General features: G+C 46.7%; 19 protein-coding genes. 9 read left to right on the plus strand and 10 right to left on the minus strand.

Annotation, left to right across the window (positions count from 1 at the left end):
* Positions 1-95: 95 nt before the first annotated feature.
* From ruvC to aspS, 3 genes are all read right to left on the minus strand, one after another.
* Positions 96-617: a crossover junction endodeoxyribonuclease RuvC gene (gene ruvC, locus ATB76_RS14720; RefSeq protein WP_005426231.1), complete on the minus strand. Its 522-nt coding sequence runs from the start codon at positions 615-617 to the stop codon at positions 96-98.
* A 99-nt stretch (positions 618-716) separates the two neighbouring features.
* Complete coding sequence (locus ATB76_RS14725; RefSeq protein WP_038866794.1) at positions 717-1463, minus strand: YebC/PmpR family DNA-binding transcriptional regulator; 747 nt, start codon at positions 1461-1463, stop codon at positions 717-719.
* 144 nt (positions 1464-1607) lie between these two features.
* Positions 1608-3386, minus strand: a complete 1779-nt coding sequence (gene aspS / locus ATB76_RS14730) for an aspartate--tRNA ligase (RefSeq protein ID WP_061035587.1) — start codon at positions 3384-3386, stop codon at positions 1608-1610.
* A 272-nt stretch (positions 3387-3658) separates the two neighbouring features.
* On the opposite strand from aspS, the gene ATB76_RS14735 reads away from it, so the two are divergent.
* The 7 genes from ATB76_RS14735 to ATB76_RS28200 all read left to right on the plus strand — a co-directional run bounded on the left by ATB76_RS14735 (position 3659) and on the right by ATB76_RS28200 (position 10217).
* A complete protein-coding gene (locus tag ATB76_RS14735) occupies positions 3659-4525 on the plus strand; it encodes a DUF72 domain-containing protein (protein WP_061035588.1) in 867 nt (288 codons plus the stop codon).
* Positions 4526-4629: 104 nt separating this feature from the next.
* Positions 4630-5367, plus strand: a complete 738-nt coding sequence (gene cmoA, locus ATB76_RS14740) for a carboxy-S-adenosyl-L-methionine synthase CmoA (RefSeq protein WP_038866790.1) — start codon at positions 4630-4632, stop codon at positions 5365-5367.
* 70 nt (positions 5368-5437) lie between these two features.
* Positions 5438-6409, plus strand: a complete 972-nt coding sequence (gene cmoB / locus ATB76_RS14745; protein WP_061035589.1) for a tRNA 5-methoxyuridine(34)/uridine 5-oxyacetic acid(34) synthase CmoB — start codon at positions 5438-5440, stop codon at positions 6407-6409.
* 219 nt (positions 6410-6628) lie between these two features.
* Complete coding sequence (locus tag ATB76_RS14750; RefSeq protein WP_038866788.1) at positions 6629-7375, plus strand: ATP-dependent zinc protease; 747 nt, start codon at positions 6629-6631, stop codon at positions 7373-7375.
* Between the two features lie 11 nt (positions 7376-7386).
* On the plus strand, positions 7387-8892 hold the full coding sequence (locus ATB76_RS14755; RefSeq protein WP_038866785.1) for an inactive transglutaminase family protein: 1506 nt from the start codon (positions 7387-7389) through the stop codon (positions 8890-8892).
* 3 nt (positions 8893-8895) lie between these two features.
* Entirely contained in the window at positions 8896-9864 is a 969-nt protein-coding gene (locus tag ATB76_RS14760; RefSeq protein ID WP_038866784.1) for an alpha-L-glutamate ligase-like protein, read from the plus strand.
* A gap of 125 nt (positions 9865-9989) precedes the next feature.
* Positions 9990-10217 carry a hypothetical protein gene (locus ATB76_RS28200; RefSeq protein WP_179946838.1) on the plus strand — a complete coding sequence of 76 codons (228 nt, stop codon included), beginning with the start codon at positions 9990-9992 and terminating at the stop codon, positions 10215-10217.
* A gap of 89 nt (positions 10218-10306) precedes the next feature.
* Here the strand turns inward: ATB76_RS28200 and ATB76_RS14765 are convergent, their stop codons facing one another.
* The 3 genes from ATB76_RS14765 to ATB76_RS14775 all read right to left on the minus strand — a co-directional run bounded on the left by ATB76_RS14765 (position 10307) and on the right by ATB76_RS14775 (position 15071).
* Positions 10307-11947, minus strand: coding sequence for a GMC family oxidoreductase N-terminal domain-containing protein (locus tag ATB76_RS14765; protein WP_061035590.1), 1641 nt, complete (start codon positions 11945-11947; stop codon positions 10307-10309).
* Positions 11934-13499, minus strand: a complete 1566-nt coding sequence (locus tag ATB76_RS14770; RefSeq protein WP_061035591.1) for a long-chain fatty acid--CoA ligase — start codon at positions 13497-13499, stop codon at positions 11934-11936. The genes ATB76_RS14765 and ATB76_RS14770 overlap by 14 nt, the downstream gene beginning before the upstream one ends.
* 81 nt (positions 13500-13580) lie before the next feature.
* The gene (locus ATB76_RS14775) at positions 13581-15071 is read right to left on the minus strand and encodes a coniferyl aldehyde dehydrogenase (RefSeq protein WP_061035592.1); all 1491 of its coding nucleotides are present in this window, start codon (positions 15069-15071) and stop codon (positions 13581-13583) included.
* Positions 15072-15236: 165 nt separating this feature from the next.
* On the opposite strand from ATB76_RS14775, the gene ATB76_RS14780 reads away from it, so the two are divergent.
* On the plus strand, positions 15237-16268 hold the full coding sequence (locus ATB76_RS14780) for an AraC family transcriptional regulator (protein WP_061035593.1): 1032 nt from the start codon (positions 15237-15239) through the stop codon (positions 16266-16268).
* A gap of 69 nt (positions 16269-16337) precedes the next feature.
* On the opposite strand, the gene mukB is transcribed toward ATB76_RS14780, so the two are convergent.
* Genes mukB through cmoM form a run of 4 tightly spaced genes read right to left on the minus strand, consistent with a single transcriptional unit; the run spans position 16338 to position 23641 of the window.
* Positions 16338-20801, minus strand: coding sequence for a chromosome partition protein MukB (mukB, locus tag ATB76_RS14785; RefSeq protein WP_061035659.1), 4464 nt, complete (start codon positions 20799-20801; stop codon positions 16338-16340).
* Positions 20802-20803: 2 nt separating this feature from the next.
* Entirely contained in the window at positions 20804-21529 is a 726-nt protein-coding gene (gene mukE / locus ATB76_RS14790) for a chromosome partition protein MukE (RefSeq protein ID WP_038866775.1), read from the minus strand.
* Positions 21510-22847 (minus strand): chromosome partition protein MukF, encoded by a 1338-nt coding sequence (mukF, locus tag ATB76_RS14795; RefSeq protein ID WP_061035594.1) that lies wholly within the window; start codon positions 22845-22847, stop codon positions 21510-21512. The genes mukE and mukF overlap by 20 nt, the downstream gene beginning before the upstream one ends.
* Positions 22848-22849: 2 nt before the next feature.
* Positions 22850-23641 (minus strand): tRNA uridine 5-oxyacetic acid(34) methyltransferase CmoM, encoded by a 792-nt coding sequence (gene cmoM, locus ATB76_RS14800; RefSeq protein ID WP_038867153.1) that lies wholly within the window; start codon positions 23639-23641, stop codon positions 22850-22852.
* 114 nt (positions 23642-23755) lie between these two features.
* Between cmoM and elyC the strand changes: the two genes are divergently transcribed.
* The gene (elyC, locus tag ATB76_RS14805; protein ID WP_038866771.1) at positions 23756-24562 is read left to right on the plus strand and encodes an envelope biogenesis factor ElyC; all 807 of its coding nucleotides are present in this window, start codon (positions 23756-23758) and stop codon (positions 24560-24562) included.
* The last annotated feature ends 101 nt before the right edge of the window (positions 24563-24663 follow it).

Raw genomic sequence — 24663 nt, forward strand, 5'->3', positions numbered from 1 at the left:
TTAGACCTCTGACTACTATAGTTTTGTAACATTTTCTCAACAAATCCAATCCTTAAATCTGTCTGAGATGTCTCATTTTTAATACGAGAACACGCTTAACGGTAACGACCTTTTCTTGCGCTGGTTGCTTTGCCAGCGAGCGCCACAAGCGTCTTATTGGTGTTAGCGTGACAAATAGCAACACCTAACGCATCAGCAGCATCGGCTTGAGGTTTTGCTGGCAGCTTAAGCATGTGCTGAACCATATGCTGAACCTGAACTTTGTCTGCACCACCTGTCCCCGTTACCGCTTGTTTAATAAGACGAGCTGCGTACTCATGCACCGGAAGATCCGCATTCACAGCCGCAACAATCGCACTGCCACGCGCCTGCCCTAGCTTTAGTGCAGAGTCGGCGTTTTTCGCCATAAATACTTGCTCAATAGCAAACACATCCGGCTGGAACTGTGTGATGATTTCCGTCACACCTGCATAGATTTGCTTAAGTCGACCTGGCAGCTCTTTTTCAGAAGTACGAATACAGCCGCTGCCTAGATATTGTAGATGACGTCCCTGCTGACGAATCACACCGTAACCCGTAATGCGAGAGCCTGGGTCAATACCCAAAATAATTGACATGAATTTTCCTAAGAAAGCAGATCAAGAACGATCTCTATCTCGTTATTATAATTAATGAAAATAAATGGGAACAGAACGCTCTGTCCCCATTGAGTAATCTTATTCTAATGTGGCTGCCACTTCGTCAGAAATGTCACCGTTGTGATACACCTCTTGAACATCATCCAAGTCTTCTAACGCATCAATCAGACGTAGAAGCTTAGGGGCAGTATCCACGTCCAATTCTGCTTTCGTTGATGGGATTAATGATACTTCTGCATTGTCAGCCTCAAAGCCTGCTGCATCCAAGGCATCTTTGACGCTACCGAAATCAGCTGGTGCCGTGTACACATCAATAGAACCGTCTTCGGATGTTTCGATATCATCGGCGCCGCTCTCAAGCGCCACTTCCATCACTTCGTCTTCATCTAAGCCGGAGGCATAAGAAATCACACCTTTCTTATCGAACAGATAATTAACACTTCCATCTGTACCCAAATTACCGCCAGACTTCGAAAACGCGTGACGCACGCCAGAAACCGTTCGATTGCGATTGTCTGTCATGCATTCAACCATTACAGCGGTGCCACCTGGACCGTATCCTTCGTAGATGACGGTTTCCATGTTGTCATCGCCTTCACCACCAGCACCACGACTGACCGCACGGTTCACCGTGTCTCGCGTCATGTTGTTAGAAAGTGCTTTATCGATAGCAGCTCGTAACCGAGGGTTATTGTCAGCTTCTCCGCCACCCTCTTTCGCGGCGACGACAATTTCACGAATTAACTTGGTAAAGATTTTGCCACGTTTGGCATCTTGCGCAGCTTTACGGTGACGAATATTCGCCCATTTACTATGACCTGCCATGATTCACCTTTTAATTTATTTTGACGTTAATGCTCAGCTTTGATTGCTCAACAACGTTACTTGGGAAAGTGCTCGGAATAATTCTTGGGTTCATTAAAACAAAAACTCCCGCAAGTGCGGGAGTTTTCTTTAAATGTTGTGCGCTTATTCTGCGTCTTTTTCTTTCGCAACAGTCACTGCAATTGCTAGCTCTTCTAGAGCCGCTGGGTTTGCAAGGCTCGGTGCATCTGTTAGTAGACACGCCGCTGCTGTTGTTTTAGGGAATGCGATAACATCACGGATGTTCTCAGTACCACATAGCAGCATTACTAGACGGTCTAGACCGAATGCAAGGCCCGCGTGAGGTGGCGTACCAAATTTCAGCGCTTCCAATAGGAAACCAAACTTCAGTTTTTGCTCGTCTGCATCAATACCTAGGATATCGAATACCGCAGCTTGCATTTCTGCGTTGTGAATACGTACAGAACCACCGCCCACTTCGTAGCCGTTTAGAACCATGTCGTATGCGTTTGAGTTCGCTACTGCTGGGTTCGCTTTTAGCTCTTCCGCAGTCACACCTAGAGGTGATGTGAATGGGTGGTGCATTGCGTGCAGGTTGCCTTCGTCGTCTTCTTCGAACATTGGGAAGTCAACAACCCATAGAGGAGCCCAAGTGCCTTCTTTAGTTAGACCTAGGTCTTTACCAAGTTTAAGACGAAGTGCACCTAGTGCTTCAGCAACGATGTTAGCTTTGTCTGCACCGAATAGGATGATATCGCCAGATTCCGCTTGAGTGCGATCTAGAATACCGTTGATCACGTCTTCGCTTAGGAATTTAGCTACAGGAGATTGGATACCTTCCACGCCTGCTGCACGGTCATTAACCTTCATCCATGCTAGACCTTTCGCACCGTAGATACCTACAAATTCTGCGTAACCGTCGATTTGCTTACGGGTAAGCTCAGCACCACCTGGTACACGGATAACGGCAACGCGACCTTTCTCGTCGTTTGCTGGACCAGAGAATACTTTGAACTCAACGTCTTTCACTAGGTCAGCAACGTCTACTAGTTCTAGTGGGTTACGTAGGTCTGGCTTGTCAGAACCGAAACGACGAATCGCTTCGCTGAACGGCATTACTGGGAATTCACCTAAGTCAACGTTCAGTAGCTCTTGCCACATTTCACGAACCATTCTCTCAGTCGTTGCACGAACTTGGTCAGCCGTCATGAATGACGTTTCGATATCGATCTGAGTGAATTCTGGTTGACGGTCAGCACGCAAGTCTTCATCACGGAAACACTTAACGATTTGGTAGTAACGGTCAAAACCAGACATCATTAGAAGCTGTTTGAATAGCTGTGGAGACTGAGGAAGCGCGTAGAAGCTGCCTTTGTGAACACGGCTAGGTACTAGGTAGTCACGAGCGCCTTCTGGTGTCGCTTTTGTTAGTACTGGTGTTTCGATGTCTAGGAAGCCGTTGTCATCTAGGAAACGACGAACAAAGCTAGACGCTTTAGCACGTAGCTTGATGCGGTCGCTCATTTCTGGACGACGTAGATCTAGGTAACGGTACTTCAGACGTTGCTCTTCAGAGTTCTTTTGGTTGAAGTCTAGAGGCAGAACGTCAGAGCGGTTGATGATTTCAAGACCTTTTGCAAGGATCTCAACTTCACCTGTTGCCATGTCTTTGTTTACTTGGCTTTCTGGACGAACGCGAACTTCACCAGTTAGCTTGATACAGAATTCATTACGAAGTGTGTTAGCCACTTCATACGCATCTGCCATATCTGGATCAACAACTACCTGAACGATACCTTCGCGATCTCGCATATCGATAAAAATAAGACCGCCTAAATCACGACGACGGTTAACCCAGCCGCAAAGTTCTACAGTTTGTCCTGCAAGGGACTTGTTCAGGTGACCACAGTAATGGGTACGCATAATGAAATTCCCAATCTCTCAAATATTGTTAACTACGCTCTGTCAGCCTCATTGCCGAGCAGAGTAAAGATCCATTTATACGCTGAAAGCCTATGAAAATCGACTACTCAACATACAATTAAGTGTGTTTTATCATTCATTGGTGGTTTTTAGTACAACAAATGTTCAAAAGCGCACCAAAGCGAAAAAATTGGTGGGGATTATAGCGTGAAATTACCCATTTCAGCAAAACTCTCGTAAAGTGGGCTCAGGAAAAAACGTAAAGCAGAAATATGGATAATTTACCCCTTCGACTTGGATTGACCATGTGGTCGCACAACCAGTGGCAACAAAGCTTTTATGGCAGTGGCACCAAACCCGCAGAGCGACTCGAAAAGTACGCACAGGTGTTCCACACCGTAGAAGGCAACACCACCTTTTACGCCACACCGACACTCAACACGGTGCAAAACTGGAAAGCCGCGACTCACGACGATTTCAAATTCACCTTTAAGTTGCCAAAAGCCATTACTCACGAGCAGATGCTCAGAGGTTGCGACGAGCAGTTACGTGACTTTATGAAGGTAATGGAACCGCTTCATGAACGTGTTGGGCAATGGACGATTCAGCTCCCTGCTGCTTTTGGCCCCGACTATCTTGATAGGTTGAAGAAGTTCTGTGCTAGCTTTCCACCGAATTTTCCACTTGGAGTGGAAGTTCGCCATATGGCGTTTTTCTCCAAAGGTGAAGAAGAACGTGCGTTGAATCAATGGCTACTTGAGAGTGGCATTGACCGCATTATCATGGACAGCCGCCCAGTGTTCGCCGCGCAGCCGACGACCGAAGCGGTGATCGATGCCCACCAGAAAAAGCCTCGCGTTCCAGTTCATGCAATTGCGACTGCTAAGCACCCGATGATTCGCTTTATCGGTCATCCCGACATGGAAGACAACCTGCACTTTTTCGAACCTTGGTTGCAGAAGTTACCGATGTGGATTGAACAAGGCATTCAACCTTACTTGATGATTCACACGCCAGATAACGTCTTAGCACCAGAACTGGCTGAAAAGCTTTATAAGCAGCTACAACTTCAGCTCTCGCTGCCCAATTTGTCTTCGTTTCCTGCCAATGATGGCAACTCACAAATACAAATGTTTTAGGTAAGCTTATAATTAAGCAAATGACAGAGGCGCGAATTTCCCATAAAATACGCGCCTTTTTTGATGCCTGACGTTTCGGGCAGCTTGTATGCAGAGATTTGGTTATGAACCCTAACAGCAATCCAGATACTATTTTTTCGGCTCCAATCGATAAAATTGGGGATTTCACGTTCGATGAACGCGTAGCGGAAGTTTTCCCTGACATGATTCAACGATCGGTGCCGGGTTACAGCAACATCATTTCTGCCATTGGTATGTTGGCAGAGCGTTTTGTTAAACCTCACTCAAACATCTACGATCTAGGCTGTTCTTTGGGTGCTGCTACGCTGTCTATGCGTCGTCATATCAAACAAGAGGGTTGTCAAATCATTGCAGTGGACAACTCTCCTGCGATGGTTGAGCGCTGTAAGCTTCATGTAAACGCCTACCGAAGTGACACGCCAGTTGATGTGGTAGAGGCGGATATCCGCGATATTGAAATCGAAAACGCGTCGGTTGTGGTATTGAACTTCACACTGCAATTCCTTTCTCCAGAAGACCGCTATGCGCTATTGGAGAAAATCTACGCGGGTTTGCGCCCAGGTGGCATTTTGATTCTGTCTGAGAAGTTTGTGTTTGAAGATGAAGTGTCTAACGAGCTGTTGATTGACCTTCACCACGACTTTAAACGTGCAAATGGCTACAGCGAACTTGAGATCAGCCAAAAGCGCAGCGCAATTGAAAACGTGATGCGCCCTGATTCGAAGAAAGATCATAAAGAGCGTTTCGCGAAAATTGGTTTCTCAAGCTACGACGTTTGGTTCCAGTGCTTTAACTTCGGTTCGATGTTTGCGATTAAATAGCGAGAAGCGAGAAAGTCTTAACGTTTCGCATTTAGTGTCAATTTTTTAATTTATTACTCAGTGAAAAACTATGTTTAATTTTGCTAATTTTTTTCAGTTAATCGCGCAAGACACTCGTCTTCAGCCGTGGCTAAACGTATTACCTCAACAGTTAACAGATTGGCAAAATGCTGAGCACGGTGATTTTGGTCGCTGGCTAAAAGCGCTGAACAAGATCCCACAAGGTGCACCAAACCAAGTGGACATCAAAAACTCAGTGACCATCAGCAACGATACGCCTTTCCATGAAGGTGAGCTGAAGAAGTTAGAAAGCCTGCTGCGTACGTTCCACCCGTGGCGCAAAGGTCCATACACAGTGCACGGTATTCATATCGATACTGAATGGCGCAGTGACTGGAAATGGGATCGTGTTCTACCGCACATCTCACCTCTGAAAAACCGCAGCGTGCTCGATGTAGGTTGTGGTAACGGCTACCACATGTGGCGCATGCTGGGTGAAGGTGCACGCTTAACGGTTGGTATCGATCCTTCTCACCTGTTCCTAATTCAGTTCGAAGCGATTCGTAAGTTGATGGGCGATGACCAACGTGCTCACCTCCTTCCATTAGGTATTGAGCAACTACCTAAGCTAGAAGCGTTCGATACCGTATTCAGCATGGGCGTTCTTTACCACCGCCGCTCCCCACTGGATCACTTGGTGCAACTGAAAGACCAGTTAGTGGCAGGCGGTGAGCTTGTACTAGAGACACTAGTGATTGAAGGCGATGAGAACGCAGTATTGGTTCCGACTTCTCGTTACGCGCAAATGCGTAATGTGTATTTCTTTCCTTCAGCGAAAGCACTAAAAGTTTGGCTAGAATTGGTTGGCTTTAAAGACGTTCGTATCGTAGATGAGAATGTAACGTCAGTCGGAGAACAACGTACTACTGACTGGATGACACATAACTCACTGCCTGACTACCTTGATCCAAACGACCCAACGAAAACCGTTGAAGGCTACCCTGCCCCTCGTCGTGCGGTACTTGTCGCAACTAAGCCATAATTAACTGAGATTTCTGACATTGTCTTAACTCACTCCTTCCTTTAAGACATTAACCTCTCTTCATCTAATTAAGGATGCATATTGCGTCCTTAATTTTTTAGCTTTTCGTCACTATTCCTCACTCTGTAAGAGACTGCGAGAGATTCTTACTTGTGAGCCTTTGGCGATAACGCTAAACTCTTAAAAAACAAACAACTTAATCCAATCCCAAGGTTTTCAATGTTTATACGATTGACTCCGGTTGTTGCAATCGCCCTATTGTCAGGATGTACCCTTACAAAAGGCGAACAGTACCACCAAGAAACGTTAGCCGCTATTCAAGCTTCAGAGACGAATTTCAATACTCGTGTTACCAACTTAGAGCTTCAACTTAGTAACCAATCGGATTACATCGAAAGTTTAGAAGGCCAAGTGGATAAGTTAAATGGCGAACTCAATACCTTCCGTAAAGAAGCGATGGACGAAGTAAGAAAGCCGAAAGAGCCTATTATCGTTCAAGCTCCTGCGCCTGTTCAGGCGACTCCTACTCATGACATTGTCCTGGGCTCCATAGAGCGAGTGACTATTGACTCCATCAAACAAACTTTCGATGCACGTGTCGATACTGGCGCAGCAACGTCTTCATTAAATGCAGTCGATATTGAAGAATTCGAAAGAAATGGCAAAAACTGGGTGCGTTTCCATCTTGCTGACAATACCAAATCAGATGAAGAGAAAGACATTTGGATTGAAGCGCCAATTATTCGCTACGTGAAAATCCGTCAAGCAACCACTGAAGAACTAGAGCGTCGAGCTGTTGTTGAACTTTGGGTGCGCGTTGGAAAAATTCATGAAAAAGCGCAATTTACGTTGGCAGATCGTTCTCAAATGAACCATCCTGTGTTACTAGGAAGAGAGTTTATGCGCGACATCGCACTCGTTGATGTGAGCCGTAAATACGTTCAAACGGAAGAAGATAAAAAATAATAAGGTAGATTATGACGTCCAGAATACCGTTTTACCTGTCAATCATCCTGTTGGTGATTGCAGGCATCGCTTTGAGTGTTTTCAGACATCAGAATTACGGCGTACCTTGGACTCCAGGTGAAACACGTCAAATTTGGGATGTTGAAGCCCGTATCGAATTTAATGCGAATGGCAACGAAGTAAAAGCTTCTCTTGCTGCGCCGCATACTCAAAATGGTTACACCCTGATTGGTGAATCAGCATCGTCTCCAGGTTACGGCGTTTCTTACGTCAACTCAGACTCTGGTCGTCGTGCAGAATGGTCAATCCGTCAAGCAAGTGGCCCACAAACTATTTACTACAAAGCCCAGTTCTTAGTTGACCCACAAGCAAAAGTGGATGAACAGCCACCTGCAGGTGAAATCACAAAACCTACCCTTTCAGCGCCGCAACAAGCCGCCGCAAATGCATTGATTGAACGTGCAATGAGCCGCTCAGCAGACAATGTCACCTTTGCTCGCGAGCTGATCAAAACGCTAAACGATCCAGACAGCCAAAACTCAGCACTGATTCTTAATGACTTTGATCGTACCGATGCATTACACAAGATCCTACTTACTGCAGGTGTGCAAAGCAAAATCGTTGGTGTAATCGAATTAGAAGACGGCCGCCGTCGTCAAGCTATTCAGCCTATGGTTCAGGTATGGTCGGGGGAAGAATGGGTTCTCTTCTCGCCAAATTCAGAGCAAGCCGCAGCACAACCTAACCTTCTCGTATGGGATGAATCGAACGTTTCCCTACTTGATTTAGTTGGCGGTAAAAACAGCCAAGTTCACTTCTCTATGATTAAGCAGGAAGTGACTCCACAGCAAGCCACTGACAATAAAGTGGAAGCGGATGGCCTACTCAACCTTTCTATCCATAGCTTGCCACTTGAAGAGCAAGCCATGTTTAAGACCATCATGTTGATCCCAATCGGCGCACTGATTGTTGTGTTCCTGCGTGTCATCATCGGTCTGAAAACTTCGGGTACCTTCATGCCAGTATTGATTGCGGTTGCCTTCGTTCAAACGCAACTGGTAACTGGTATTGTCGGCTTCCTATTAATTGTCGGTACTGGCTTGATAATACGAAGTTACCTCTCGAGGCTTAACTTACTTCTGGTTGCAAGGATATCCGCCGTAATCATAACCGTAATTATGATCATCTCGGTCTTCACCGTAGTCGCATTCAAGATTGGCCTAACAGAAGGTCTAACAATTACGTTCTTCCCTATGATCATCTTGTCATGGACGATCGAACGTATGTCGATTCTATGGGAAGAAGAAGGTGCGAAAGAAGTAGTTCTTCAAGGTGGTGGTTCACTACTAACCGCTGTCTTGGTTTACCTAGCGATGACGAACGTTTATATCCAACACTTAACGTTTAACTTCATTGGCCTACAACTGATTGTTCTTGCAGGCATCCTATTACTAGGTACTTACACAGGCTACCGTCTAACAGAGCTACGTCGATTTAAGCCACTAGCGGAGGACTAAACGATGTTTGAACGTTTCACTTCGCCAGCAAAGCTTCGCCATAAAGGCATTATGGGGATGAACAAGCGTAACCATAGCTATATTGGTCGCTACAATGATCGCTCAAAATACCCGTTGGTGGATGACAAGCTAAAGACAAAAATCATTGCTGAAGCAGCAGGTGCGACAGTGCCTGCTCTTATCGGCGTGATTGACAGCCAAGCTGAAGTCAAAAAGATCCACAAGATGGTATTGGACTGGCCAGGTTTTGTAATCAAGCCAGCGCAAGGAAGTGGTGGTAAGGGTATCCTTGTTATCACTTCGCACAAAGATGGCGTTTACACCAAGCCATCTGGTGCAACCATCAATAAAGAGGATGTAGAACGCCATATCAGTAACGCACTGGCTGGTCTGTTTTCTCTAGGTGGTAAGAATGACGTTGCAGTCGTAGAAAACCTAATCAAGTTCGATGACTGTTTTGATGGTTTCAGTTACGAAGGCGTGCCTGACGTTCGTATTATCGTCTTTAAAGGCTACCCAGTGATGGCAATGATGCGCTGCTCTACTGCAGCCTCAGATGGCAAGGCCAACCTTCACCAAGGTGCAGTAGGTGTTGGTATTGATATTGCGACAGGCAAAGCCATTCGTGCGGTGCAATTTGACCAACCTGTTACGCATCACCCAGATACTGGCAAAGATCTATCAACCCTACAAGTACCTCATTGGGAGCGCTTATTAGAGCTTGCATCGAGTGCGTGGGAAATGACAGGACTTGGTTACATGGGTACTGACATGGTGTTGGACAAAGAAGAAGGACCAATGGTGTTGGAGTTGAACGCTCGTCCGGGTTTGGCTATTCAAATCGCCAACGGCGCGGGTTTGCTACCTCGTTTAAAACACATTGAAAACCTTGGTATGCCGGCCGAATATCCAAAACCAAAAGAGCGCGTTGCTTACGCTGCTGAACAGTTTGGTTCTAAATCTCAGTTCTAATCTCTTAGCTAGTAGCTATTAACGTAGCTGCTAGCTAACCTTTCATATTTGAGCTCTATCGCTCGCTTTCTAAGTAATTCATCACTTCTATCACTGCAATCGATGATCCAGCTAACAGATTACACATGGATCGTTTCTTTTTTTCTCATACTTTTGCTTATCATGTCGTCTCCCCCTTACTCAACTCAAGAGGTTGGGCGATGCTAACAAAAGAAATTAATAACAATGAAACACCGCTTGTTGAACAAGAGAACTTTGATCAACATTTACAACGTTTGTCGGAAATCTCTGTCCAAGCACTTGATGAGCTTGCTGAAATGATCGAAACCAGAAACGACTTTTCAGAAGAATAGCACTTACCTTTTCGCTTTTAAGTGCCTGCTAATAAGCCGAGACTGTTGTCCTACAGCCTCGGCTTATTTTATTTTTTGAAGGGTGTAACTTATATCGAAGCGGTGGCTGGCTTCTCAATACTCTCATCTAAGCGATAGCTAGCTTTGATGGTATCCGCCACTTTCTCCGCGATCATAATGGTTGGCGCATTGGTATTCCCGCCCACTAGCGTCGGCATAATCGACGCGTCGACAACTCTTAGTGCCTCTAATCCATAAACCTTAAGATTGCTATCTACCACGGCTAAAGGATCGTTCGCCATACCCATTTTGCAGGAGCCTACGGGATGATATTGGGTATCCGCTCGATTACGAATATCTTGCTCGATGGCTTTCTCATCGTTCACATCCACGGGATAAAAGCTGGCCCCGCGTATGTCATCAAACGCTTGGCTTTCCAGCATTTGGTGTTGCTTCTTCCAGCCTTTAATCATGATTTCCATGTCTTCAGGGTGACTGAAAAAAGCAGGGTCAATCTTTGGTACATCATAAGGGTTTGCACTGTTTAGCTTAACCGTCCCAATACTTTTCGGTCGAAGTAACGTCACATGAGAACTAAACCCATGACTAGCGTGGATCTTACGAGCGTGATCGTCAACCACCGCCACCACAAAGACAAACTCTAGATCGGGCACGTCGACATCATCACCTGAACGCAAGAACCCTATACCTTCTGCAAAATTACTGGTCATTTTCCCACTACGTGTTTTCATCCACTGTGGTAAAGCCTTAGTCATTTCGGATGCCATTTTGAGTGATACACCAAACGTATCTCGCTTCGCGCTGCACCGGTAAGTATGAACCAAATCAATATGGTCCTGTAGATTCTCCCCGACACCGGGCAATTCATGGATTTGCTCGATTCCGTGGGATTCTAATTCTTTCTTTGCCCCCACACCTGAAAGCATCAAGATCTGCGGAGAGCCAAACGCCCCTGCAGAAAGAATCACTTCTTTCGTGCATTTGATCTGAAAGCTCTGTCCTTTCAGACCATACTCAACTCCAACAGCTCGATTTCCTTCAAACAACACTTTATGAGTCGTAGCTTTGGTCAAGACAGTCAGATTAGGTCGGTTCAGGTTTGGAGTCAGATAGGCTTTTGCGGCGCTGCATCGCTCCCCATTACGCTGCGTTACTTGGGTTGGCATAGCACCAAACTGGTCGGCTCCGTTGATATCGTGATTACGAGGTATACCTATCGACTCACAGGCGGTTAAATAACGCTCAAGAACATCACTTGGCGAGCGTAAGTTCGCGACGTTCAGTGGCCCACCTTGTCCATGATAATCATCTTGGTGAACTTCGTTATTTTCTGCTTTCTTGAAATACGGTAAGCAATCGTCATAACTCCAACCTTCGTTGCTAAGACTGGCCCAAAGGTCGTAATCATATTGATGCCCTCTGGCGTACATCATCGCATTGATAGAACTCGAGCCACCTAAAGTTTTTCCTCTTGGTTGGTAGCCTTTGCGGCCATTCAGTCCAGCTTGAGGAACCGTTTCAAATCCCCAGTTGTTTATCTTGGTCGGCATCATTGCCACTACACCCACTGGCGTATGAATAAAAGGGCTCGAATCGGTACCACCCGCCTCCAACAAACACACGGTGACATCAGGGTCCTCGGTGAGTCGAGACGCTAAAACACAACCCGCAGAACCACCACCGACTACAATAAAATCATAACTGTCCATCTTCGACCTCCGCGACATCTAAAGGATGAAGCTCCCGTTTAAGGATCTTCCCCGTTGCCGTCATAGGCAGTGCTTTGCGAATGAAGACACGACGTGGGTATTTGTAATCAGCAAGTTGCTCTCTACACCAAGTAATCAAAGTATGACTATCCGTTTTTGCATCTTGATGAAGCACAACATGCGCATGTACCTCTTCACCAAGGCGGTCATCGTGTTCACCGACAACAGCGACCATTTCTACATCAGGATGACACATTAAGACTTCTTCTATTTCACGCGGATAGACGTTATAACCGCCTCGGATAATCATGTCTTTAACGCGGTCGACAATGAACAAGTTGCCGTGTTTATCCACTCGTCCAATATCGCCCGTTAAGAACCAACCATCGCGCAACGCCTCACGAGTTGCTTCTGGTCGTCCGTAATAGCCTTTCATTACACTTGGGCTTTTTATGCAGACTTCCCCTAATTCACCCACGGCTTGGGCGTGACCTTTTACGTCCGCAATCTTAATCACGTAGCCACATAATGGTTGTCCGACACTGCCTGGTAGTCGGTCTCCATCACTATGATTAAACGTGGCCACTGGTGCGGTTTCTGATAATCCATAACCCTCCAATACTGGCAGTTCAAAGCGTTGTTCAAATTGACGAATCACTTCTACAGGCATAGAAGCCCCACCAGACACTCCTATGCGAAGACTGTGCTTCACTAATTCGGAATGCTCCGGAGATTGCTCACCCGCTCTGAGTAATGCGATGTACATTGTAGGCACACCTGCAAACACGCTGACTTTATGCTGGATGATTTGTTCAATCACAAACTTTGGCTCAAAGCGCGGGATCAACACCATAGTAGAGCCTGTCAGCACACTGGCATTCATCATCACGGTCTGACCAAAACTGTGGAACAGAGGCAAGGTTGCCATAGTGGTATCACTGTATTCCAACCGCATCAGATACTGGGAAGACATAGCGTTCGTTAACATGTTGGTGTGAGATAACTCCGCCCCTTTCGGCTGACCGGTCGTGCCTGAGGTATAAAGAATAACGGCGGTATCATCACCATTTCTGCTGATTGACTCAAATAGCTTATTGTCTTGCATAAGCCAAGCATCAACAGCGTGCTCTTCTTCTCTGCATCGTTCTGACAAAGAGATAAAGTGTTCGCACTGCTCAGCTTCAGAGAAACCGTGTCTACCGTAGCTTCCCATTGGCAGCTCTTCGCTTCCTTCAAAGCAGAAATACGCTTTTGCATCAGAGTCGTTGAGGTGGTAAGCAATCTCACGGCCTTTAAACAGCACATTTAAAGGAACTACGACACAGCCTGCTTTTAAAATCCCGTAATACACGATTGGGAAGTAAGTAATGTTTGGACAAGACAGTGCAACTTTGTCACCAACTTTTAGTCCAAGTCGATTTAGGTTCGTAGCAATATTGCCTGCAAATTTGTCGAGCAGTGCGTAGTTGATTTCATCATCGCCCATCCTGAGCGCAGCTTTTGAAGGAAAGAGCGCAGCACTGCGCTCCAGATTGACAGCAAGGTTGTGCATCCATGATCTCCTTTGGTCGCAAGGCAGCCAGCGAGCACTGGCTGCTGAAGATTCTTTATGTAGAGAGGTAAGTATTGAGGGTTATGAGTGCTTGTTTAAATCTGGGTCGGGTTTGCCCGCAAACACTCGCAGTACCAGCTTCTGCACCATGTTGCCATATGGCGGTGCAAACAACTGAATCGGGAACCAATCGCGCATTTTTAGTACCGTGCGCGCATGGCTGAGTTCGCGAAAACCTTCTTCTCCATGGTAATTACCAATGCCGGAGTTACCCACGCCACCAAATGGCACTGAATGGTTGAGTACATGCCACCCCCAGTCGTTGATCGTGACACCACCACTATGGGTTTGAGTAAGCAAGATTTCGCGTTGCGCGGCATTATTGCTAAATAAGTAACATGCTAGCGGTCGTGGCCTCTCGATAATGTATTGAATTACCTCATCGAGAGAACGGTAAGTGTGAATGGGAAGAAGCGGGCCAAAGATTTCCTCTTGGCAAATACGCATTTCGGATGTCAGGTTGGTAGCGATGTACAGCGGTGTTTTACGCCCTTCACCATAGTCGAGGCATTGAGTAATAGTCGCCCCTTTATCACGTGCATCCGCCAGTAGATCGTGGAATCGTTTGTGCTGGGCATCATCGACTAACGCGGTGTAATCCTGATTGGCTTTGATCTCTCCGTACATGGTTTGATGTGCGTGCTTTAACGCCTCAACAAACGCTGCTTGCTTACCTTCTGGTACAAACGCGTAATCTGGTGCGATACAAATTTGCCCTGAATTAAAACCTTTACCATGAGCAATGCGCTCTGCGGCTTTTGCAACGTCATAATCATCAAATACCACCACAGGGGATTTACCACCTAGCTCTAAGGTCACAGGCGTTAGATTCGCTGCCGCATTGGCCATGATGACTTTTCCGCTGGCTGGCGACCCAGTGAACACAAGGTGATCAAAAGGTAGATGAGAAATTTCCATTGCTTCTGGGTGGTTGCCATCCACAATACGCACTAAATTCTCTGGGTAAATTTCTCCGAGCATGCGACGCAGTTGACGGGTGGTTTCTGGACAATTTGGCGGCATCTTGATCATGCAGCGGTTGCCCGCGGCTAGCGCGGTGATCATAGGACCAATAGACAGATAAAGCGGGAAATTCCAAGGACAGATGATACCAACTACCCCTTTTGGTTGATAACGCACTTCCAGCTTATTGCCCTTGAATAACCACTCTGTTGGTCTTCGACTTGGCTTCATCCAACCTTTAAGGTGGCGAACAACATGGTTGATATCGAGTATAGGCGCAAGCACATCAGCCATAATGGACTCGGTGTGACTCCGGCCACCAAAATCTTCACTCATCGCGTCTGCCAAGACGTCTTGATAACGGGACAACTGTTTCTTTAACGCCAAGAGTCGGTGCTTTCTCACCGCAAATGTCGCGTTCGGCTCAGCTTGGTATGCAGACTGTAATTCCGAGAACCACATGGTGAGCTCACCGACTAAAGGATCATTGGTTGCAAACGTGCCTTGTTCGCGTTGTATTTCCTTATTTTGCATTGCCAGTACATTCATGTTTCTCTCCTACCGTGCATTTTATTCAATTACAACATTTTGATAACATGCAGCACAGGTTACAAAGAGACAAAAAACGGTGATATTCGGACAGCTTTGAGACAAGGATGACTGAATACCATCCCAATACACGCTAGGATATATCTGAATGTAGAGGAGAAACGCATGGAATACACCGCAGTTTATGAGCCAGATACCGAATCCTGTGGTGTTTTGGACTTGCAGCTACTCACACGCGACCTTGAGCCCAGTATAAATGTAGAAACGTTACTTGAAGGCAGTGGTATTACTGCTCTCGAACTTTATGCGCCGGACACGCATATTACCCTTGCTCAGAAACTGACCATTTTTAGTAACGCAATTGCTCATTCAGGAGAACCGGGGCTTGGCCTAAAAGTGGGACAACAAGCTCGATTTAGTGACTTTGGCGTACTTGGGTATGCCGTTTTCAGCAGTAGCACCCTACTCGATGCTTTGATGATGGGCTTTAAGTATCTTCGGCTGGCAGGACCCGTTTTAAAGAAAAAAATGTGGGTGGAAGATAATTCGGGCTACTTTCGTGCAGAGCAACTTATCGATCTACAATCACTACTGCCATTTTGTTGTGAATATTGGTTCGCGGCCATTCAAAGCTTGTGTGAGGAGGTAATGCAGAAGCCTTTCCCTTCGAAGGTGATCCGCTTCCCCTATCCTGAACCAGAACACAGCGAGCTTTACGAACAAGTGTTCCATTGCGAAATTGAATTCAATAGTGATCGTTTAGAATGGCAGTTTGATGCCACCAGCTTATATGAGCCGCTACCTGCAGCAAATACAATGACGCTACAAATGTGCTTGAAGTCTTGCGATGAAATGTTGGCAAAAGTGAGTGGCAGTGCCAGTTTAAAAGAGAAGATCACACAAATGTTCGTCGAAAGGCCGGGGAGCTATCCGTCGATAGAGCAACTGTCTAGTGAATTAGGCATGTCTTCAAGAACGCTACGACGCCACCTTAAATCGGAAGAGACCAGCTATCAGCAAATTCTCGACCATGTTCGCTTCCACTTAGCTCGTCACTATCTCGCATCGACACAAATGAGCGTTGAAGAGATCTCCGAACGTATTGGCTTTTCAGACAGCGCAAACTTCCGCTGCGCCTTTCGTAAATGGAGTGGGGACTCACCAAGACAATATCGACGACAAGCGCCTCAGCTGTAAGCTTGTTGTTCATCAGAACAGAAACAAAAACGCCCGCATTCATTGCGGGCGTTTTATTAGATTCTGAGTTTAGGATTCAAACTCTTCAATCATCTCTTGCGCTTCGGTCTTAGGTTTGTCTGTTTGACCAAAGCCACGTAAACCAACCACGTGTACGTGTTCGTGATCTTTGAACACCTTACGCACCAGTTTGTAGGTCGTCCCTTTCTCTGGGCTGATGTTTTCTGGCGCTGCGATAAGAAGCTGCATATCCAGACGGTCACACAATTCAAACAACGTCGCGATCGATTTTGTATCCAGACGCGCTGCTTCATCCAAGAAGAGCAAACGACAAGGTACAATGTCTTTGCTGCGCAAACGGCGTGATTCTTCTTCCCAGCTCTGAACAACCATCAGTAGGATTGACTGACCAGTACCGATCGCCTCACCTGTTGATAGCGCGCCAGATTCCGCTTGCAACCAGCCATCTGTACCACGGTTCACTTCTACACTTAGCTCTAGGTAGTTACGGTAATCCAATAACTCTTCACCCAAAACCTGAGGAGAACGTTGACCCATATCGATGTGTGGGTTCACGCGTTGGAACAGTTTCGCCATTGCTTCAGAGAAGGTAAAGCGAGTCGATTCAAACAGATCTTTATGCTGCTCTTGCTGTGTCGCTAGACCGTTCAGTAGCACTTCGTGACTTTCGCGGATCTTCACGTTTAGACGTACGCCCTTCACCTGACCGAACGAGATGTTCGACAAGCCTTGGTTTAGCATACGGATACGGTTTTGCTCACGCTGAATCGTCTTCTTGATGATGCTTGCTACTGACTCAGAGCTGATCGCTAGGCGGTTTTCACGTTGCGTTAGCTCTTCCGTTAGACGTGCCAGCTCTACTTCCATCTCTTCGATCGCTTCGACTGGATCATCAGTACGGATGATATCTTGACGAATACGCTCACGAAGATGTTGGTAAACAGCGATGTAGAATAGAACTTTACGCTCTGGACGTGCATTGTCTTCTGATAGACGCAGCGCATCACGCAGGTCGTCATTGTTCGCAACCGCTAGACGCAGCGCACCCAATGATTTATCAGACATTGAACGCAGTTCATCCGCTGACATGTAAGCCAGTTCGCGCTTGTGTAGACGACGCTCAACATCGTTCTCACGCGCTAGGCGAAGTACTGAGCACCAGCCTGCTTTCGCGGCAACCACGAACGTACGCAGCTCAACGTATTCTTTCTGAACTTTCTTCAGACGTTTCGCCAAGCCCTTCATTTCTAGCTCAGTAGAAGTAATGGTACGTTCGTATTCACTCTTACGGCCACGAGACGTATGCAGACGTTCATGCAGCTCGTCACGACGACGCATTGCACGTTCTTCTGAACCTTCGTCTGCGTTAACACCAAACTCTTGCAACTCTTGCTTGAACTCTTGGACCGTCTCAAGCTTCGCTTGGTGTGAACTCTTCAGAGACGCTAACACTTGATTGTATTGGTTCATTTGACCTTGCGATTGCTTCAACTCTTCACGAGAGCGTGTGCGCATCTGCTCCGCTTGAACCAATTTCGCTTTTAACTGCTCACTCAATTCGCTGCTCTTGTTCAGTAAGTCTACTGAGTCTGAGTAAGCGAAGTAGTGACGACGTTCAACGAGATCTGAGAGTGCAAAGATTTGCTTCTTAAGATCTTGCAGCTGTTGGTCTGCCGCTTTGTATTCCGCTTCTAGCGCGTCGAATTGCTCTGGGTCAGCATCTAGGGCAACTGCGACTTTTTCCAGTTCCGCCACCGCTTTCGCGTGGTTATTTAGGAAAGCTTTTGCTTCTGAAAGCTGGGCGATTTTCTCTTCCAACTCATCAAAGCGTGCTTGCAGCGACTCGTCTTCAATCAACGCCATGTTTGGTGCTAGCTTGTCTAGAGAAGACAACGCTTGCTTGCTGGTTTGAAGCTGAGAACGTTGTTGTTGCTCTTTCGCATCCAGATCAGCCAGTACGCGAGCGATTTGGTTACGCTTGTCGCGAATGGTTGCCAGCGTTTGCTCTGGGTCAGCTTCGAATGCTACTTGAATGTGGCTTGCCACGAACTGGTTGAACGCTTGGTACAGACGCTGCATTTTTTGCGAATCGAATGCTGCTTTCGCATGCTTCTCAACCACTTCCTCACGTTCGTTACGCAGTAGCTCTAAACGTTGCTCACGTGCTGCACGACCAAACAATGGGATTTCAGGCAAGCGAGAGTAACGCATTTGACGGTCGTTCATGCGAACGCAAACCGCGCCTTCTAGCTCTTCTGCGTCGAATGAGCTGTCATCAAAGGCATCGATGTCACCTTCAATGATGTACAAGTCTTCTGGACAGTCGTCTAGCTCTACCAGTTTTTCTTCGATACCAGATAGATCAGAAACGACGATAGCGTGACGAGCCGGACCGTACATCGCACTGAAGTAAGGCGCGTCATCAATCGTGATGTCATCGTAGATCTCAGACAGCAATACACCGCCTAGTGTATCTGCCAAACCTTTCAGACGAGGGTCGTTTGAGCCACCAGGAGAAGCAAGACGCTCAATCTCAGTGTCAAGTTGGCTGCGACGCTCTGCCAGTTTGTCTTTCGCCAGAGAAAGGGTTTTCTCTTGCTCAAGCACCACTTGCATTTGGCTCATGACCGACTGGCTATCTTCTAGCTCAGCGCCACTTTGCTCACGCAGTTTTTCTAGTGCATCGTTCGCCGCAATCCACGTTGGTGCAATGGCTTCTAGCTTGTTGATTTCCGCTGCTGCATCTTGCTCTAGACGACGCTGTTCGCTGCGTTGTTCACGCACGTCTTCTTGCGTCATCTCTAGCGAGTCGATTTGCATCGCGTGACGCTCACGTTCTTGTTCAAACGTGATTTCGTCAGTCAGTTCAACATGGAACTGCTTTTGGTATTCGTTAACGAGCTCACGCGCTTGACGTTGCTGGTTAAGGCTACGTTCAAGGTCACGGTGTTGTGCACGCCATTGTTGTTCGTTTTGCGCAATTTGCTGAGATTCACGCGCTTTCACAATTGCGGTTTTCGCATGTTCAGACGCGTCTTTGCGCTCAACTTGACCAACGATGCTTTGTACCAGTTTAAGCGCGGTTTCGAACTGCTCTGCTGCTGCAGAAGACATATCCAGTTTGTGCTTAACCGATAGCAAAGCGTTGGTGCTTTCTGATTCTTTGCTCTTAAGCTCAGCAACAAGCGCTTGCGCCGATTCTGCCGTTAGGCTGTCGTCACCAAGTAGTTGTTTCGCTTTTTCCAGCGCTTGAACCGCTTGTTGGTATTGAAGGGCACGAGTTTGCTGAACGTCGAGCGCTTGTTGGTAGTCCGCCAATTGCGTCTTAAGGCTGTCCACCTCTTCTTCCGCAACAGTCGCTTGCTCTTCTACCATCATCACGCGTTCTTGCGCTTCTTCCACGACCATCATCTGCTCTTCAAGACGCTCACTCAGCTCTTCAAGATCTTCTTGGTAGCGTTCAATCTTCTCTTGCTGACGCAATGCGTTTTGCACCAATTGCAAGTGATCAGAAGCCGCTTGGTAATCCTGCTCTAGCGCAGATTCCGACTCGATCAACAGTTCTAGTTCTTCTTGAACACGGTTAAGCAGGTTGTTTTGCTCAACGAGAGTTTCACGAGAACCGAACAGCTCTGAACGCAATGACAGCGTTTTATCCAGCTTATTGCGACGATCGTTCGCGTGACGCATGTAGTCAGCGGCCACGTAGTTAGTCGACTCTGTGATCAAATGCTTGAACAAGTCTCGGTCTGCTTGCGTGGTTTTGATCGCTTCTAGCGTCATGCGGTTTTCACGCAGTGCTGATTCCATATCTTGGAACGCTTTCTTCACGCCGCCGTTTTGTGGCAGAAGGTAGTCACGTAGCGAGCGTGTAATCGCACTTGAGATACCACCGTAAAGCGATGCTTCGATCAGGCGGTAGAATTTAGAGCGGTCACCAGAGTTACGCAGTTTCTTCGGAATCACACCGAATTCAAACATTTGCGCGTGGTAATCCACAATAGAAGAGAACGCTTTGAATTGAACGCCCTCAAACTCGGCGATCGATTCTTTTACTTCGTTGATTTGACGAACACGAGCTTGAGTCGCAGATACGCTTTCAACCAAGATATCCGTTGGTTTCACATGGCTTGGAAGACCTTGGATAACAAACGGTTTGATGTCTACTTTTTTATCACGACCCGCAACTTGCTGCAGTTTTACTGCAAACAATAGACGTTGGTTACGTGAGTTCACCACGTCCAGCGCCGCGTAACACGCGCCCGGTTGTAGCTTACCGTACAAACCTTTGTCGCGAGACGACTGGCTGCTGCCTGCTTCTGTCGTGTTACGGAAGTGCAGTAGCGTTTGGTCAGGAATCAGTGCGGTGATGAATGCAGCCATAGTGGTTGATTTACCTGCACCATTACCACCTGATAGCGTGGTGACCAGACCATCGATGTCAAACGTACGGGCAAAGAAGCCGTTCCAGTTGACCATGGTCAGCGATTGGTATTTACCGCGTTCAATCATGCTCATGCTTCACCCTCTTCTTTAATTTCTTCTTGGGCTTGGTCGTCTTGTTCTTCTTCAGACAATAGGCTGCCTTGACTTGGTTCTTTAGTGTGCACTACTGCTTCACCATCACGGATCAGACGCAACTGTGCTTCACGCACATCATCGCCAACACGTACATCAGCACCAAAACGGAATACCGCTTCGCTGATGCTGAATTTACCCGTTTCACCGATGTTGATGATCATTCCTAGGCGGCGCAGACGACGAAGTGACGTACGTACTTTTTCAAACAGCTTTTCTTTATCAAGGTCAGAACCGGTTGCACGGTTCGTCACTAGCTTCATCAGCTTGTTTTCATCTGCTAATGCAAGCAGTTCGTCGTATAACTCTTGGTTAGTGAAGATGCCTTCGTGCGCAAGACGCTCCGGGCTTAGGTAAAGGAAACACAGTACCTTACCCACCAGCATATCCAGCTCAGAAAGAACACTACGACCAATCAAAGAAGTAGAACGTGGGCGAAGGTAGAAGAAACCTTCTGGCGCTTTCACCAATTCGGTGTTGTAACGCTGGTAAAAAGAAGAAAGCTCAAGTTCGAAATCCGACAACAACGCGTGGTTGTCTAGATCTTCACTTGAAACATGGCGCCCTGCTCGAAGCATGCTGTCTAGCGCTGGGAACAGAGGGTTAGAAATTGCTTTTGCCAGATTATCTGACATGTATTCATTAGTATCGGTCGATGACATTCGCTTGTACCTTTGCCCCAAATTCGTTGATTGCTTTCCAGTCTGGCTGAATGGCTTGATAGTCGGATTCTGAATAACCCAGACGAACCGCCTGATCAACGACAATGCGAGCTAAATCAAAGTGATGAGTGTATGGGTGCTGTGCAAGGTAATCTCGCAGAACCACGCTCAAGTCGATTGGTGAGCCTTGATCTTTATGCGCTTTCAGCATGTCACCAATTCGCTCTGCCAACTCATCATTGACTTGTTGAAACTCTTCGTATTCCACTTCCATCGGAACTTGGCCAGTGACTTCGTCATCACGCAGTACCAAAGCTTCGTCACGAAGGTCAGAAAGCCTTTCCGCATCTGCATAAGTCAGATACCAAGGCATATCGAAGTAATCTTTCATGGATTGACGCAAACGCGAGCTAAATGCACGGTTCTTATCCATATCGATAGCGGTACGGATGAACTTGTGCACGTGTCGGTCATAACCAATCCAAAGGTCGATCGCTTGCTGGCCCCAGCTGGTAATTCGGTCTAGCTTCATTTGCAGACCAAACAACGCTTCATCGATGAATTCAAGTTCAGGGTCACCGTAGACGATCTCTTGGATATCTAGGATCTGAGTTTGCAGTTCATCACTGGCAGCTTGCAGCGTATCTTGAAGTTCACGCAACGTGCTGGAGGTTTCTGACAGTAGCGCTTCACAGTTGTTGATCGCTTCACGCCAGTCTTTGTTAAGCAGGTCTGCAATCTGTTGTTTCACAGACTGTTGCTGCTCATCCATCACACGTTGGTTAAGGTCGATTTGATCGAAGATTTCGCCTACAGAATATTTCAAAATCCCGTAAACGTTTTTCTTCCAGTGGCCCGGAGTGCCACCTTTTTGTGCTGCTTCAATCGCTTTTGCCATTTCATCCGCTACCATCGATAGCTGAATAGAAAGACGCAGTTTCGAGAACTCGCGATGACGCACGTAGTAGTCGGTGATTCCTATCGCTAATGGCGACAAGCGGTAAATGCTCGCTCCGTCAGTAATCTCACTGACAAAACGGCTCATAAGACGCTGCTTAACCATCTCGTTGATGGCATTATTCGCGCGGAAAGCCGAAGCTTCACCCGTCTCATCAAATAGTCGAGTGACGATGGCAAATGCGTCGTGCAATTCACCTTCACCCAATTCTTCATCGAACCTTTCATTACTTAGTACGGCGATGGCAATCAAAAACGCCAGTCGCTCAGTGGTCAGGTTCAACGAGAAATCGTGCTGCTTAACCCAACCAACCAACTCATCGATTGGTTGCTCTGCAGCATTGAGAGTCATCTCACTCATCGTTATTCCTGTTTATCGTTCTTCTTAGCCCACACGTGGATATAGCGGCCTAATGAGAGGTATGGCTCTTGTCGACAAAGTTGTTTTTCTAGCGCCAACACATCTTCAAACTCGTAATCGCCCATGTATTCCATATTACCTATGTAATCACTAAAGGAACGAATACCAGATTTACCACAAATACTAAAACCAGAATCTTCTATCCATTGATAGACCTCTTCGGGTTTTAGGCCTTTTTGTGGCTGTAGTTTAAATCTTTTCCGATGAGGCATGCCGTCTAAAATATGAGGAATGTTGCCACAAACCACATTTTTATAGACTAAGCCGTGGTGGTTATAGAACATAACCGATGCAATGCCCCCCGGTTTGACCTGCTCCAATACCGTTTCGAGTGCCGTTTTTGGATCAACGAGCCACTCCATCACAGCATGGAACATGACAAGATCCACCTGCGCGTCCATATGCTCACCAATGGATTGGACAGGTGAATGAATCAGGCGATACTGCTCAAGCAAACCGTTTTTTTCAATATCCTGTTTCGCTAGTTGCAGCATTTCCGAAGATAGATCACATAAAGCGACGTGATGTCCGAGCTTAGCAAGCTTTTGCGACAATTGTGCTAAGCCACCTCCGGCATCAAGTACTTGGAGGGCTTGATGGTCGGCGTCTAATTCACTTAGAATCTGTAGAAAATCTTCCCACACAATGATTTGGCGGATCTCCCCTTTATCGGAGCCGTAAATATTTTTTGCAAATTTGTGGGCGATATCGTCGAAATTGCGGTCTTCTGTCACTTCTGCTGAGTTATCATAACGGATTGTGCCGCTATTCTGGCACAAGGAAAGCAGGAATAAAGAGGGTTATCCTCATTTTTATTATCAATTGATGTTTTTTCGGACTATTTATGTATGTTTGAGCTGAAAAAAGTAATGTCAGCCTTGCTGATGCCATTACCAGCATTGCTACTGATAGGCTTGTTAGGTCTTGCTCTCATCAGTTTTACCACTAAACGTAAAACTGGCTGCTTTGTTGTTCTTTTCTCTTTTGTTGGCATCTTCCTTGTTGCCTTCCAACCCGTTTCAACCAAGCTTCTTATGCCTCTAGAACGCGAGTACAAAGCGTTTTTGCCGGTTTCTGGCACTGTGGACTACGTTATGGTTCTTGGTAATGGACACGTGGTAGATGATGAAATACCACCAACGTCTCAACTGAGCCGTACCGCTTTAATGCGTTTAACTGAGGGTATTCGTATTTTGCGTATGTACCCAGGTGCGAAGTTAATTCTTTCCGGTTACGCAGGTGGCTCTGAAATCAGCCATGCTCGTATGATGGCAAACGTAGCGCTTTCCCTAGGTGTCGCAAAATCCGATATTATTTTATTAGAGGATGCCAAAGATACTTGGGAAGAAGCACGCCAAGCTGCCGCGTTTGTTAAGCAGAAAGACATTGTTTTAGTGACTTCTGCCAGTCACATGAAGCGTGCTCTTTATGAATTCAACGCAGCGGGCATTAAGCCAATCCCAGCCCCAACGAACTTCATGGCGATTGATGATATCGAACAACCTTGGCAAAAGTACGCGCCAAAAGCTCGCTACTTAGAGCAAACTGAGCTGTATTGGCATGAATACCTTGGCGGGTTATGGCAAAAACTGCGTGATAACGTAGGTCAAACACCGATGGTTGAAGTTGAAGATCCTGAAGTGGCGCAGCCATAGAAGGCTTACCAATCGCAGATGAAGTCCATCATCGCTAAATTGCAGAATTGCAGACACAAAAAAGGAGAGCCTATGCTCTCCTTTTTCTTTGTCGCTATGAA

The sequence above is a fragment of the Vibrio sp. MOR3 genome (assembly GCF_001557775.1).
Classification (GTDB): domain Bacteria; phylum Pseudomonadota; class Gammaproteobacteria; order Enterobacterales; family Vibrionaceae; genus Vibrio; species Vibrio jasicida.